This is a genomic window from Nocardioides sp. NPDC004968 (genome assembly GCF_040608935.1).
Taxonomy (GTDB): domain Bacteria; phylum Actinomycetota; class Actinomycetes; order Propionibacteriales; family Nocardioidaceae; genus Nocardioides.
In genome coordinates this window covers 1-12,477 of sequence record NZ_JBEXJF010000034.1, presented here as the reverse complement: position 1 = coordinate 12,477, position 12,477 = coordinate 1, and the positions used below count along the sequence as shown (strand labels likewise).

Here is a 12,477-nt window from a genome sequence, read left to right as displayed (position 1 = left end):
GTGGCGTAGGTGGCGGAACGCACCGGACCTGGCCGAAGCGAAGCCCGAGGCGGGCAGCAGGGGCGGGTCCTCCTGGTCACCGGGGTCTCGCGTGACCTCGGTCGCCGTTTTGCGCGCGCTGCCGCCCGCCACCCGAACGTCGAGCGGGTGATCGGAGTCGATGTCGCACCGCCTCGCGGTGACATCGGCAAGGTCGGATTCGTCCGAGCCGACATCCGCAACCCGGTGATCGCCAAGGTGATCGCCAAGGAGGAGGTCGACACCGTCGTCCACCTCAGCGTCATCGCGACCCCCGGCACCACCGGGGGTCGTTCGACGATGAAGGAGCTCAACGTCATCGGGACGATGCAGCTCCTCGCGGCCTGTCAGACTGCGCCGTCCCTGCGTCAGGTCGTGGTGAAGTCGACGACCCAGGTCTACGGGGCGAGCAGCCGCGACCCGGCGATGTTCACCGAGTCGATGGAGCCGCGGCGCACCCCGTCCTCCGGCTATGCCCGCGACGCGGCCGACATCGAGTCCTACGTACGCGGCTTCGCCCGCCGTCGCCCGGACATCGCGGTCACAGTGCTGCGCTGTGCCAACGTCCTCGGGCCGAGCGTGGTCAGCCCGATCGCGTCCCACTTCCGGCGCGCGGTTGTGCCCAACGTGCTCGGCTTCGACCCCCGCCTTCAGTTCCTCCACGAGCAGGACCTCTACGGCGTCCTCGAGCATGCTGTACGCACCGGGGTCCCCGGGACGTTCAACGTCGCCGGCGACGGCGTGCTGACCCATTCGCAGGTCGCGCGCCGGCTGCAGCGGGTCACGGTGCCGATCCCCGAGCCCATGTTCGGCCTGGCGAGGTTCGGCGGCGGCGAGTATCCCGCCGAGCTCCGGGCCCTGCTGACCTACGGTCGTGGCGTCGACACCACGCGGATGCGCTCGCTGTTGGGCTTCGAACCCCGATACACGACCGAGGACACGGTCGTAGACTTCGCGGACAGCGTGATGCCGTCCGCGAACCGCGCCGACCGTGCGCTGGCCGCCTTGGAGAGCCGACTGACAGGAGCGCCCGGTGACTGAGTCCCCCGCCCAGGGTTTCACCGGCGCCACGGCGCGCGAGCGCCACCCGCTGCGGGCGATCCCGGCGGCCGACTGGGCAGCGGCTCTGGAGAGCGCCGCCAAAGAGGTCTTCGGTGCCGAGTGGGAGGAGCAGCTCGCTCGGTTCATCGTGTTCCTGCGCCGCCGGATCTCCGGCGAATACTCCGTCGACGAATACGGCTTCGACCGCGAGCTCACCCAACGCTTCATGCTGGCCGTGCTGCGGCCGATCAAGGAGAAGTGGTTCCGGGTCGAGGTGCGCGGCATAGAGAACATCCCGACCGACGGCGGCGCCCTGATCGTCTCCAACCACTCCGGCACCATCCCGATGGACGGCCTGATGACGATGGTCTCGATCCACGACGAGCTCGGTCGCAACCTGCGCCCGCTCGGGGCCGACCTGGTCTTCCGGATGCCGATCGTCGGCAACATCGCCCGCAAGGCGGGCGCGACGCTGGCCTGCAGCGAGGACGCCGAGCGGATGCTGCGCAACGGCGAGCTGGTCGGCGTATGGCCCGAGGGCTTCAAGGGCATCGGCAAGCCCTACAGCGAGCGCTACAAGCTCCAGCGCTTCGGCCGCGGCGGCTTCGTCTCCTCGGCGCTGCGCACCGGTGTCCCGATCGTGCCGCTCTCCGTCGTCGGCGCCGAGGAGATCTACCCGCTGGTCGGTAACATCCCGGCCCTCGCCAAGGTCATCGGCGTGCCCTACCTGCCGATCACGCCGTTCTTCCCACTCCTCGGGCCGCTGGGTCTCATCCCGCTCCCGTCGAAGTGGCTGATCGAGTTCGGCGAGCCGATCCGCACCGATGCGTACGACGCTTCGGAGGCCGACGACCCGATGCTGGTCTTCAACGTCACCGACCAGGTGCGCGAGACGATCCAGCAGACGCTCTACCGCCTGCTGGGCGAGCGCGCCTCCGTCTTCGGCTGATCCCGAGAGGTCACCCCCGCCGGTCGAGAAGTCAGCTGCGCCGGCCGAGACGGCACGCCTGTGCCAACTCGACCAGCGCCAGTGACGCTTCGGCCGTGAGTTACGGCGTGAGGAGACCGGTGGCGCCGGCGAGCACGTCGCCGACCAGACCGGTGACGCCGGTGACCAGACCGGTGACGGGGTCCGTCACGGTGCCGGGGTCGGTGTCCGGGTCCTCGGAGGGATCGCCGTCGGAGGGGGTGGTGGGGGTCGGCAGGATGCTGCCGTCCTCCTCCGGTTCCTCGGAGGGCTTCTCCTGGTCGTCCTTCTCGCCCTTGGGGTCGGTCACCGAGCCGGGACCGATCTTGTCGGGGTCGATGGAGGGCAGATCGAGGGCGTTGTCGTCCTGGGTGAGCGGCGGCAGCGCCTCGGCCTCGACGACGGTGTCGGCCGGAAGCAGCCCGTCGATGTCGGAGGTGAGGCTGGAGACCAGCGTCGCGGGAAGCTCGGTGATGCCACCCTCGCAGGTGGGGCAGAGCTGGGCGGCGGCCTGGTCGATCAGCACGAGGGTCTGCGCGGCGTCGGAGACGGCCGGCTCGGCACGCTCGGGCACCTTCGGGCTCAGCTCGGCCAGCTCCTCGACGCCATCGGCCGCGAACGTACGCAGCTGGGCGAGCGAGTCGTTGTCCTGGGACTGCTCGAAGTCGCTGATCAGCAGGTCGGAGCCGTGCGCGGCCTGTCGCGAGAAGGTCTCGAGCGTCGTGGTGACCCGCTCGGAGTCGGTCATCGGCGCATCGGCGACGAGCGACTTGGCCTCGCGCAGGCGGGTGCCGGCGTCCTCGAGGATCCGGATGCCACGGGCCTGGGTGCTGACGGTGAAGCCGGCGGAGACGTTCTCCACGGCACGCTTGACCGGGTAGAGCGAGTCACCGGGCAGAGCGGTCTGGGACGCGGCCGCGGCACCTGCAGTGCCGCCGACGATCGCCATCGCGGCGAAGGCGACGGCGAGCTTGCGCTGCCGGCGCGGCCTGCGTACGGGACCGACGGTGAGCTTGCGCTCGACCGTCTTCTCGGTGCGCGGCGCGGGCACGAGCTCGGTGTCGGCGGCCTCCATGAGGCGCTCGCGAAGGGAGACGGAGAAGTCGCGACTGGGGACGGCGGAGTCGCTGAGAGTGGAGAGCGACGAAGCGAAGACGGCCAGATCACGAAGCTCGTCGGCAGACTGCGAGGCACGCCGATCCGTCGCAGCAGCAGCCGCGACCATTCGGTCGAACTCGTCGGCACGCTTTCGCGCCGGGAATGCCGGGCTCATCGGGGGGTTCCTACTCGGTATCGGCTGTCAGGGATTCGTCGAAACAGCTGCGCACAAGGTGCTGCCATGTCAGACAACGAGTCGCCCCGGCCGCGGGTTACGGCAACCGGTCGAGCATTCAAGGTGGTGCGGAACACAGTCATCAGCGGATCCCGTCAGGCATCTGCTTGGCGAGATTGCGGATCCCGCGCAGCTGGAGCTGTTTCACGGCTCCGTCGCTGCGCCCGAGGATAGCGGCTGTCTCCGCGATTGACAGCCCTTGGAGGAAACGCATGATGATGCAGTCGCGTTGCTCGTCGGGCAGTTTGGAGAGAGCCCCGAGCAGCATCTCGTTGGTGATCCCGGCCATCACGATCTTCTCCGGCCCGTCCGAGGACGAGTCGTGCTGACCCATGTCCTCGGTGGTCATCTCCAGGCGCGTACGTCCCGCCTTGAAGTGGTCCGTGGCCAGGTTGCGCGCGATGGTCATCAGCCAGGCGCCGAAGTCCTTGCCCTGCCAGCGGAAGCCGGTCATCGAGCGGAGCGCGCGGAAGAACGTCTCCGAGGTGAGGTCCTCGGCGACCTGGGTGGAGCGGGTCCGGTAGAAGAGGAACCGGTAGACCGCACCGTGGTAGTGGTCGTAGAGGAGGCCGAACGCCTCCTTGTCACCCTTGCGGGCGAGCTCGACGAGCGCGATCAGCCGGGTGCGGTCGGCCTCGCTCTCCTCCGAGGATGTGGCGAGCTCGGCGTCGTCGTCCGGCTCGTTGTCGGAGCGGGGCTTGGACTCGTGGGTGCCACCCGAGCCGCGGCGCTCGGGCTCGGCGAGCGGACCGGACGCACCGGCGACACCGGCGTAGGCGGGCTCGTAGCCCTCGTTCATCAAGAGCTCGACCGCAGCACGCAGTGCATCCAAGCGACGATGGACGTCATTGGCGCGGCGCGACATGTGGGTCCCTCCCGAAGACTCCCCCTGAGCGAGCCCAACCTTACGGGTTAGGGCATCCCGATGTCAGGTCCCGAGCCGAAGTTGCCTCGGCGTGTGTTGGCAATTTCCTGACAGAGCGGCGAATACCCGCCACTGCATACAGGTCGCCAACAGGGCGATCAGTCCCGCCGTCCGCGGAGCGCGATCGCCACCGCGATCGCCCCGGTGGCCGCCCCGCCCAGCGCCGCGGTGACCACGCCGGCCCGGGCGGCCTTGCGACCGGTGCGGTAGTCACGGATCGGCCAGCCCTTCACGCGCGCGTGGGCGCGTAGGCGCGCGTCCGGATTGATCGCGCACGGATGTCCGACCAGCGACAGCATCGGCAGGTCGTTGTAGGAGTCCGAGTAGGCGGCGCAGCGAGAAAGGTCGAGGCCCTCCCGGGCGGCGATCGCCTTGACCGCCTCCGCCTTGGCCGGCCCGTGGAGCATCTCGCCGACCAGATCGCCGGTGTAGACGCCGTCCTCGGTGGCCGCCACCGTCCCGAGCGCGCCGGTGAGCCCGAGCCGTCGGGCGATGACCCGCGCGGCCTCGACGGGCGCCGCGGTCACCAGCCACACCCGCTGTCCTTGGTCGATATGGGTCTGCGCGAGGGCCCTGGTGCCGGGCCAGATCCGGTGGGCCATGCCCTCGTCGAAGATCTCCTCCATCAGGCTCTCGACCTCCTCGGCGCGATGGCCGCGGATGAACGACAGCGCCGACGAGCGCGCCGACTCCATGTGGGACGGGTCCTCGACCCCGGCCACCCGGAAATAGGCCTGCTTGTACGCAGCCGAGGCGATGTCCCGCGTACGGAAGAACTTGCGCCGGTGCAGGCCGCGGGCCAGATGGAAGATCGTCGCGCCCTGCATGATCGTGTTGTCGACGTCGAAGAAGGCTGCCGCCGTCGGGTCTCCGGCCGTCGGATAGAGCCACGCCTCGATCTCCGCGGCCGCGGCCGATGCCTCGCCGGCGAGAGCCGAGCGGCGTTTGAGGTCTTTTCGCCGAAGCTCGGCACGGCGGCGGTCGCTGGCGCTGCTCATTTCGCCAACAGTAGTGGTCCGGACGCCGTGAGGGGACCCAGGTGTCAAGATGGTCGGATGGAACCACGTGTGACCTTTTACTCCCGTCAGGGCTGCCATCTGTGCGACGAGGCTCGGCTGGTCCTCGAGAAGGTGGTCGGGGACGACTACACCGAGGTCGACATCGACGCCGACGAGGAACTGCGCGAGCGTTTCACGAACGAGGTGCCCGTGACGTACGTCGACGGGAAGCAGCACGACTTCTGGCGTGTCTCCGAGGAGCGGCTGAGGGCAGCGCTCGCGCGCTCCCCAGAATAACTGTCGATCGGCCCATTACCCCGAACAGCCCCCCTCTGACAACTCCGCAAACACGTGTGCTAGCCGACGCTCTGCGAGTTTGTTCTCGCGGTCACAAACTCCGTATGGTGGCTGAGCCGCAGGGCGATCCCGGGCTAAAAAGCCCCCGTCTGTGGCGCCGGCATTGAAAGAGCAGAGCGTGACGGCACGGAGTACGAATACGGGCGAGGGCAGCGGTGCCCAGGACCCCCACCGGGACATCCCCGAGGCGACTGTCGCCCGGCTTCCGGTCTACCTCCGGGCGCTGACCTCGCTCGCCGAGCGCAACATCGCCTCCTGCTCCTCCGAGGAGCTCGCGACCGCCGCCGGGGTGAACTCGGCCAAGCTGCGCAAGGACCTCTCCTACCTGGGCTCCTACGGCACCCGTGGGGTCGGCTACGACGTCGACTACCTGAGCTACCAGATCGCCCGCGAGATCGGCGTCACCCACGACTGGCCGGTCATCATCGTCGGTATCGGAAACCTGGGTCAGGCGCTCGCCAACTTCTCCGGCTTCAGCAGCCGCGGGTTCCGCACCGTCGCGCTCCTGGACGCGGCCGCGCCGATGCAGGGCCAGACGGTCGCCGGGCTCGAGGTCCGGCCGTTCGCCGACCTGGCTGAGATCGTCGCGGCCGAGCAGGTCTCGATCGGAGTCATCTCGGTGCCGGCGACCGCTGCCCAGGACGTCGCCGACGCGATGGTCGCGGCCGGCATCAGCAGCATCCTCAACTTCGCGCCCGCCGTCCTGAACGTGCCGCCGGGTGTCGACGTACGCAAGGTCGATCTCTCGATCGAGCTGCAGATCCTCGCGTATCACGAGTCGCGCAAGGCTGCAGAAGCTGTCGAGACGGTGGACAATGGTTCCGAGGAAGGGATCACGGCATGAGTGTCCTTGTTGTCGGCATCTCACATAACTCTGCGCCGGTCTCGCTGCTCGAGGCGGCATCGGTGGACGCGGACGGCCTGCAGAAGCTCCTCACCGACGTGGCTGGTTGTGAACACGTCAGCGAGGCAGCGGTCATCGCGACCTGCAACCGTCTCGAGATCTACACCGAGGTCGAGCGGTTCCACGGCTCCGTCGAGGAGCTCTCCCGCCGCATCATCGAGGGCGCCGGGCAGACGCTCGAGACGATGCTGCCGCACCTCTACGTCCACTACGACGACGGTGCCGTCTCCCATCTGTTCAAGGTGGCTGCCGGGCTCGACTCGATGGCCGTCGGCGAGGGCCAGATCCTCGGGCAGGCCCGCGCGGCGCTGCAGCTCGGCCAGGAGATGGGCACGGTCGGACCGGCGCTCAACAGCCTGTTCCAGCAGGCGCTGCGCGTCGGCAAGCGTTCGCGCGCGGAGACCGACATCGACCAGGCCGCCCCGTCGCTGGTCACCGCGTCGCTGGACCGCGCCGCGCGCGCCGTGGGTGACGTACGCGGCAAGCGGGTCGCCGTCGTCGGCGCCGGTGCGATGGCCGGGCTGGCCACCGCGACCGTCTCCCGGCTGGGGGCCGCCGACGTGGTCGTCGTCAACCGCACCACGGCCAACGCCGAGCGCCTCGCCAAGGAGTACTCCGCGCGTTCGGCCTCGCTCGACACGCTGGCCGACGAGATCGCGGCCGCCGACGTCGTGATCACCTGCGCGGGCGCCAACGGGCTGCTCGTCCCGGCGGACATGGTCGGTGACCGCAGCAGCCGCCCGATCGCGCTGATCGACCTGGCCCTGCCCCACGACATCGACCCCGCTGCGGGGTCGCTCCCGGGGGCCACCCTGATCGACCTGGCCGCCCTCGCCGACGAGCTGCACGCCTCGCCCGCCGGCAAGGAGGTGCTCGCGGTCCGCGACATCGTCACCCAGGAGGTCGCGGCGTTCCTGAGCGCTCGTCGCCAGTCCGCGGTGACCCCGACGGTGGTCGCGCTGCGGAGCATGGCCACCGGTGTCGTCGCCGCCGAGATGGAGCGCCTCGACAACAAGCTGCCCGGCCTCGACGAGGTGACTCGTGCCGAGGTCCTCCGGACCGTACGCCGCGTGGCCGACAAGCTGCTTCACGAACCGACCGTCCGGGTCAAGGAGCTCGCCAACGAGACCGGTGCGGTGTCCTACGCCGCTGCGCTCGCCGAGCTCTTCGCGCTCGACCCCGAGGCCGTCTCCGCGGTGACCCGGGCCGACGTCCCAGGAGACCACTCATGAGAACTCTTCGTCTCGGCACCCGCCGTTCCCAGCTCGCCGTCACCCAGTCGACCCTCGTCGCGGAGGTGCTCCGCGCCCAGGGCCACATCGTCGAGCTGGTCGAGATCGTCTCCGACGGCGATCGCACCCAGGCAGCGAACACCCCGCTGACCAGCGCGAACTCGACGGGCGTCTTCGTCAGCGCGCTGCGCGACGCGCTCCACGCCAAGGAGATCGACCTCGCGGTCCACTCCCTCAAGGACCTGCCGACCTACCCCGAGGAAGGCATCGAGCTGGTCGCGATCCTGCCGCGCGAGGACCCGCGCGACGTGATCGTCGCCCGCGACGGCTTGACCCTCGGTGAGCTCCCGCCGGGCTCGCGGGTAGGCACCGGCTCGCCGCGACGCGTCGCCCAGATCAAGGCCCTCGGCCTCGGCCTGGAGCTGGCCGGCATCCGCGGCAACGTGGACACCCGCATCGGCAAGGTCCGCTCGGGCGAGTTCGACGCTGTCGTGCTCGCGCGTGCCGGCCTGGCCCGCATCGACCGGCTCGACGAGGTCACCGAGGTCCTCGACCCGATCCAGGTGCTGCCCGCTCCTGGTCAGGGGGCCCTGGCGGTCGAGTGCCGCGCAGGCGACGCCGATGCCGACGTACGCAAGATTCTGGCTTCCCTCGACGACTCGCCCACCCGAGCGGCTGTCGAGGCAGAACGCGCGGTGCTCGCCACCCTCGAAGGTGGCTGCGCCGCGCCCATCGGGACCCTCGCCGACGTGGTTGAGGGTGAGGAAGGACCAGAGCTGTGGGTGCGGGCAGTCGCGCTCTCACTCGATGGCTCGCTCTCGATCCGACTCTCCGCATCCGGGCCGCTCGACGACGCCGCAGGCGTCGGACGCCGGCTCGCCGAGGAGATGCTCGCCGAGGGTGCAGCAGACCTGACCGACGACCCCACCACTGACCCCGGCCAGGCTGTCATGGACACGGGCGGTTCCCCCCAGACCGCTCCCGAGCAGGACAAGGTGCACAACGCATGACCCGAGCAAAGACCACCGAGCAGACGGCCGAGCACAGCTCGGCCACCCCACTGGGCTGGGTGTCCTTCGTCGGCAGCGGTCCTGGTGACCCTGAGCTGCTGACGGTACGGGCGATCGACCTGTTGAAGCAGGCCGATGTTGTCGTGACCGAGGCCCCCGAGCACGCTTCGATGGTGCGCGGCGTTCTCGGCATCCCCGAGCCCGTCGAGCCGGCCGAGGGTGAAGAGACCCCGGAACCGGTCGGACCCGAGTTCATCGACGGCGGGTTCGGCGTCGACGGCCAGCCCCTGGCCAACGCCGCCCGTGCCAAGGCCGTCGTCAAGCAGGCGAAGCTGGGCAAGCGCGTCGTGCGCCTGATGACCGGCGACCCCTTCCTCTACGCCTCCGGCCCCGAGGAGGCGCAGTCCTGCGCCAAGGCGGGCATCGGCTTCGAGATCGTTCCCGGCGTCTCGTCGGTGTCGGCCGTTCCGGCCTACGCCGGCATCCCGCTGACGACCAAGGACCACCAAGAGGTCGCGGTCGTCACCTGCAACGAGAAGATCGACTGGAGCCAGTACGCCGACAACCGCACCCTGGTTCTCCTCTCCGGCGTCGGCATGATCGGCGACATCGCCAAGGAGCTCGTCGCGGCGGGCCGCTCGGCCAAGACCCCGGTCGCGATCACCCGCGTCGGCACCACGACCGAGCAGTCGACGGTAGAGTCGACGCTGGAGAACATCGCTGTCGACGCTCGTGCCGCACGGATGGCGCCGCCGGCGATCGTGGTGATCGGCAAGGTGGTCAACTTGCGTGAGACGCTCTCGTGGTTCGAGACGAAGCCGCTGTTCGGCTGGCGCGTGCTGGTGCCCCGCACCAAGGAGCAGGCGCCTGCGCTGTCGCTGAAGCTGAAGGGCTTCGGTGCCGTGCCCGAGGAGGTGCCGACGATCTCCGTCGAGCCCCCGCGCAACCCGCAGCAGATGGACAAGGCGGTACGCGGCCTGGTCGAGGGCCGCTACAACTGGATCGCCTTCACCTCGATCAACGCGGTGCGCGCCGTACGCGAGAAGTTCGACGAGTACGGCCTGGACTGCCGCGCCTTCTCCGGTCTGAAGATCGCCGCCGTCGGCGAGAAGACCGGGCAGGCGCTCGAGGCCTGGGGCCTGCGCCCCGACCTCGTGCCGAACACCGACAACCAGTCGGCCGCCGGCCTGCTCGAGGTGTGGCCGGAGTACGACGCGGACCTCGACCCGATCAACCGGGTCTTCCTCCCGCGCGCCGACATCGCCACCGAGAACCTCATCGCCGGCCTGGTCGACCTCGGCTGGGAGTGCGACGACGTGACCGCCTACCGCACCGTCCGGGCGGCTCCGCCGCCCGCGCCGACCCGCGACGCGATCAAGACCGGCAAGTTCGACGCGGTGGTCTTCACCTCCTCGTCGACGGTCCGGAACCTGGTCGGCATCGCGGGCAAGCCGCACACCTCCACGGTGATCGCGGCGATCGGTCCGGCCACCGCCAAGACCGCCGAGGAGCACGGCCTGCGCGTCGACGTGATGTCGCCCGAGCCGTCGATCGAGGCGCTCACCGAGGCGCTCGCCGCCTTCGGTGCCGCGCGTCGTGCCTCGCTGGTCGAGCAGGGCCTGCCGGTCACCAAGCCGTCCGACCGGCGCCCCGCCTCGCGCCGCCGTTCGCGTACCTCCTGAACCGAGTTCCACCGCAACTGCCGCGTGCTCCCGAGTGTGGGTGCACGCGGCTGTTGCATTACCGTGGAACGTACCCCTTTTGCGTTGGAGTGCAGATGAGCATCGAGAAGCCCGTGATCCGTCCCCGCCGGCTGCGCCGCACGCCGATCATGCGCCGGATGGTCGCGGAGACGGCCGTACGTCCCGCCAACCTGGTCCTGCCCGCGTTCGTGCGCGAGGGGATCGATGAGCCCGTCCCGGTCTCGACCATGCCCGGCGTGGTCCAGCACAGCCGGGAGTCGCTGCGGAAGGCTGCGGCCGAGGCCGCGACCGCCGGAATCGGCGGCATCATGCTCTTCGGTGTCCCGGAGACGAAGGACGCCGTGGGCTCGGGCGCGCTCGACCCCGACGGCATCCTCAACGTCGCCATCGCCGACGTCGTCTCCGAGGTCGGCGACGCGCTCACCGTGATGAGCGACCTGTGCCTGGACGAGTTCACCGACCACGGTCACTGCGGTGTGCTCGCCGAGGACGGCTCGGTCGACAACGACGCCACCCTCGAGATCTACGCTCAGATGGCGATCGCCCACGCCGAGGCCGGCGTCCACATGGTCGGCCCGTCCGGGATGATGGACGGCCAGGTCGCGGTGACCCGCGACGCCCTCGACGGCGCGGGCTACACCGACGTCTCGATCCTCGCCTACTCCGCGAAGTACGCCTCGGCGTTCTACGGCCCGTTCCGCGAGGCCGTCGACTCCGCCCTCAAGGGTGACCGACGGACCTATCAGCAGGATCCGGCCAACGCGCTGGAGGGCGTCCGCGAGGCGCTCCTTGACGTCGCTGAGGGTGCCGATATCGTGATGGTCAAGCCCGGGCTCCCGTATCTCGACGTCCTGCAGCGAGTGCGTGAGTCTGTCGATGTTCCGGTGGCTGCCTACAACATCTCAGGGGAGTACTCGATGTTGGAAGCCGCCGCCGCGAACGGCTGGATCGACCGCGAACCGGCGATCCTGGAGACACTCACCGCCTTCAAGAGGGCGGGCGCGGACGTCATTCTGACCTACTGGGCCACCGAAGCAGCTGGCTGGCTGCGAGGCTGACGTTCTCGCTTGATCAGCCGCTCAGCTCTGTGACGTGGAACATATCCTGAGAGTAGACTGCAGCCCGTGACCAATCGAGAGTTGGCCAGCCCCAAGCGCACCGGTCGGCCGCGCAACAGTGGACGGAATTCGGCGAACCCGCGGGAAGAGATTCTCAAAGAGGCATCCCGCCTCTTCACCGCTCAAGGGGTCGCGGCGACGACGATCAGCCAGATCGCCGAGTGCGTCGGACTGCGCCAGTCCTCGATGTACTACTACTACAAATCCAAGGAGGAGATCCTCTCCGCCTTGATGGAGAAGAACCGCGAGTCGCTCACGCTCGCGGAGAAGCTTCTCGAGGAGGCCGGCCCGGCTGCTCCGCGGCTCTACGCCTTCCTCTACACCGACGTCCGCCAGCTGTGCACCGCGCCGCTCGACTTCTACGAGCTGGAGGTGGCCGCCCTGGCGCAGCCGCAGGTCTTCGCCGGCTTCGAGGAGGACGGCGACAAGCTGCGTGACGCGGCCGCCCAGCTCCTCGAGATGGGCGTCGCCAGCGGTGAGCTTCGTCAGACCGACCCCGCCGCCACCGCGCTGATGCTGCTCTCGCTCAACGAAGGCGCCCAGCACCGGCTCTGGCACGGCCGGCGCGACGACGAGAAGGCCCCGGCGAGCTCCGACGCCCTGGCCGAGTCGGTCGCCGACTACCACCTCAGCTCCCTGCTGGCCGACGCATCCTCCCTGGATGCGGTCCGCGAGCTCGGTCGAGCCTTCGTCACCGAGTACGAGGACGACGAGCCCGCCGCCTGACTGTCGCGAACTCGTGGGGCCGCCCGCGCGGGGTGTAACACGTCGTTCGTAGGACTACTCGCCCTATTAGAACGACCGGATATTCCTACGAACAGCGTGTTACACGCGACCGTGCCGCCACCTCGGGCCACTCGCTCTCCACAGG

The 12,477-nt window shown here is 69.4% G+C and carries 12 protein-coding genes; 9 read left to right on the top strand and 3 right to left on the bottom strand.

Annotation, left to right across the window (positions count from 1 at the left end; genetic code table 11):
* Positions 1-9 precede the first annotated feature (9 nt).
* Positions 10-1,059 (top strand): NAD-dependent epimerase/dehydratase family protein, encoded by a 1,050-nt coding sequence (locus ABZU72_RS23045; protein ID WP_355021124.1) that lies wholly within the window; start codon positions 10-12, stop codon positions 1,057-1,059.
* Positions 1,052-2,008 (top strand): lysophospholipid acyltransferase family protein, encoded by a 957-nt coding sequence (locus tag ABZU72_RS23040; protein ID WP_355021123.1) that lies wholly within the window; start codon positions 1,052-1,054, stop codon positions 2,006-2,008. The genes ABZU72_RS23045 and ABZU72_RS23040 overlap by 8 nt, the downstream gene beginning before the upstream one ends.
* A 100-nt stretch (positions 2,009-2,108) precedes the next feature.
* Here the strand turns inward: ABZU72_RS23040 and ABZU72_RS23035 are convergent, their stop codons facing one another.
* The 3 genes from ABZU72_RS23035 to ABZU72_RS23025 form a co-directional block, all read right to left on the bottom strand.
* Entirely contained in the window at positions 2,109-3,299 is a 1,191-nt protein-coding gene (locus ABZU72_RS23035; protein ID WP_355021122.1) for a DUF5667 domain-containing protein, read from the bottom strand.
* Between the two features lie 142 nt (positions 3,300-3,441).
* Positions 3,442-4,191 carry a sigma-70 family RNA polymerase sigma factor gene (locus tag ABZU72_RS23030; protein WP_350844849.1) on the bottom strand — a complete coding sequence of 250 codons (750 nt, stop codon included), beginning with the start codon at positions 4,189-4,191 and terminating at the stop codon, positions 3,442-3,444.
* Positions 4,192-4,382: 191 nt separating this feature from the next.
* Positions 4,383-5,282, bottom strand: a complete 900-nt coding sequence (locus tag ABZU72_RS23025) for an HAD-IB family hydrolase (RefSeq protein WP_355021121.1) — start codon at positions 5,280-5,282, stop codon at positions 4,383-4,385.
* Positions 5,283-5,339: 57 nt separating this feature from the next.
* Between ABZU72_RS23025 and ABZU72_RS23020 the strand changes: the two genes are divergently transcribed.
* From ABZU72_RS23020 to ABZU72_RS22990, 7 genes are all read left to right on the top strand, one after another.
* Complete coding sequence (locus ABZU72_RS23020) at positions 5,340-5,579, top strand: glutaredoxin family protein (RefSeq protein WP_091043131.1); 240 nt, start codon at positions 5,340-5,342, stop codon at positions 5,577-5,579.
* A 178-nt stretch (positions 5,580-5,757) separates the two neighbouring features.
* On the top strand, positions 5,758-6,483 hold the full coding sequence (locus ABZU72_RS23015) for a redox-sensing transcriptional repressor Rex (protein ID WP_350665885.1): 726 nt from the start codon (positions 5,758-5,760) through the stop codon (positions 6,481-6,483).
* The gene (locus ABZU72_RS23010; RefSeq protein ID WP_355021120.1) at positions 6,480-7,775 is read left to right on the top strand and encodes a glutamyl-tRNA reductase; all 1,296 of its coding nucleotides are present in this window, start codon (positions 6,480-6,482) and stop codon (positions 7,773-7,775) included. Before ABZU72_RS23015 ends, ABZU72_RS23010 begins: the two co-directional genes overlap by 4 nt.
* Positions 7,772-8,785: a hydroxymethylbilane synthase gene (hemC, locus tag ABZU72_RS23005; RefSeq protein WP_355021119.1), complete on the top strand. Its 1,014-nt coding sequence runs from the start codon at positions 7,772-7,774 to the stop codon at positions 8,783-8,785. Before ABZU72_RS23010 ends, hemC begins: the two co-directional genes overlap by 4 nt.
* The gene (locus ABZU72_RS23000; RefSeq protein ID WP_350665879.1) at positions 8,782-10,467 is read left to right on the top strand and encodes a uroporphyrinogen-III synthase; all 1,686 of its coding nucleotides are present in this window, start codon (positions 8,782-8,784) and stop codon (positions 10,465-10,467) included. The genes hemC and ABZU72_RS23000 overlap by 4 nt, the downstream gene beginning before the upstream one ends.
* 95 nt (positions 10,468-10,562) lie before the next feature.
* Positions 10,563-11,546: a porphobilinogen synthase gene (gene hemB / locus ABZU72_RS22995; RefSeq protein ID WP_355021118.1), complete on the top strand. Its 984-nt coding sequence runs from the start codon at positions 10,563-10,565 to the stop codon at positions 11,544-11,546.
* Positions 11,547-11,612: 66 nt separating this feature from the next.
* Positions 11,613-12,332 carry a TetR/AcrR family transcriptional regulator gene (locus ABZU72_RS22990; protein WP_355021117.1) on the top strand — a complete coding sequence of 240 codons (720 nt, stop codon included), beginning with the start codon at positions 11,613-11,615 and terminating at the stop codon, positions 12,330-12,332.
* Positions 12,333-12,477 lie beyond the last annotated feature (145 nt).

Excerpts from the sequence above, each read along its gene's own strand:
- ABZU72_RS23035 (WP_355021122.1), bottom strand. The coding sequence starts at position 3,299 with ATGAGCCCGGCATTCCCGGCGCGAAAGCGTGCCGACGAGTTCGACCGA.
- ABZU72_RS23025 (WP_355021121.1), bottom strand. The coding sequence starts at position 5,282 with ATGAGCAGCGCCAGCGACCGCCGCCGTGCCGAGCTTCGGCGAAAAGAC.
- ABZU72_RS23020 (WP_091043131.1), top strand. The coding sequence starts at position 5,340 with ATGGAACCACGTGTGACCTTTTACTCCCGTCAGGGCTGCCATCTGTGC.
- ABZU72_RS23010 (WP_355021120.1), top strand. The coding sequence starts at position 6,480 with ATGAGTGTCCTTGTTGTCGGCATCTCACATAACTCTGCGCCGGTCTCG.
- hemC (WP_355021119.1), top strand. The coding sequence starts at position 7,772 with ATGAGAACTCTTCGTCTCGGCACCCGCCGTTCCCAGCTCGCCGTCACC.
- ABZU72_RS23000 (WP_350665879.1), top strand. The coding sequence starts at position 8,782 with ATGACCCGAGCAAAGACCACCGAGCAGACGGCCGAGCACAGCTCGGCC.
- hemB (WP_355021118.1), top strand. The coding sequence starts at position 10,563 with ATGAGCATCGAGAAGCCCGTGATCCGTCCCCGCCGGCTGCGCCGCACG.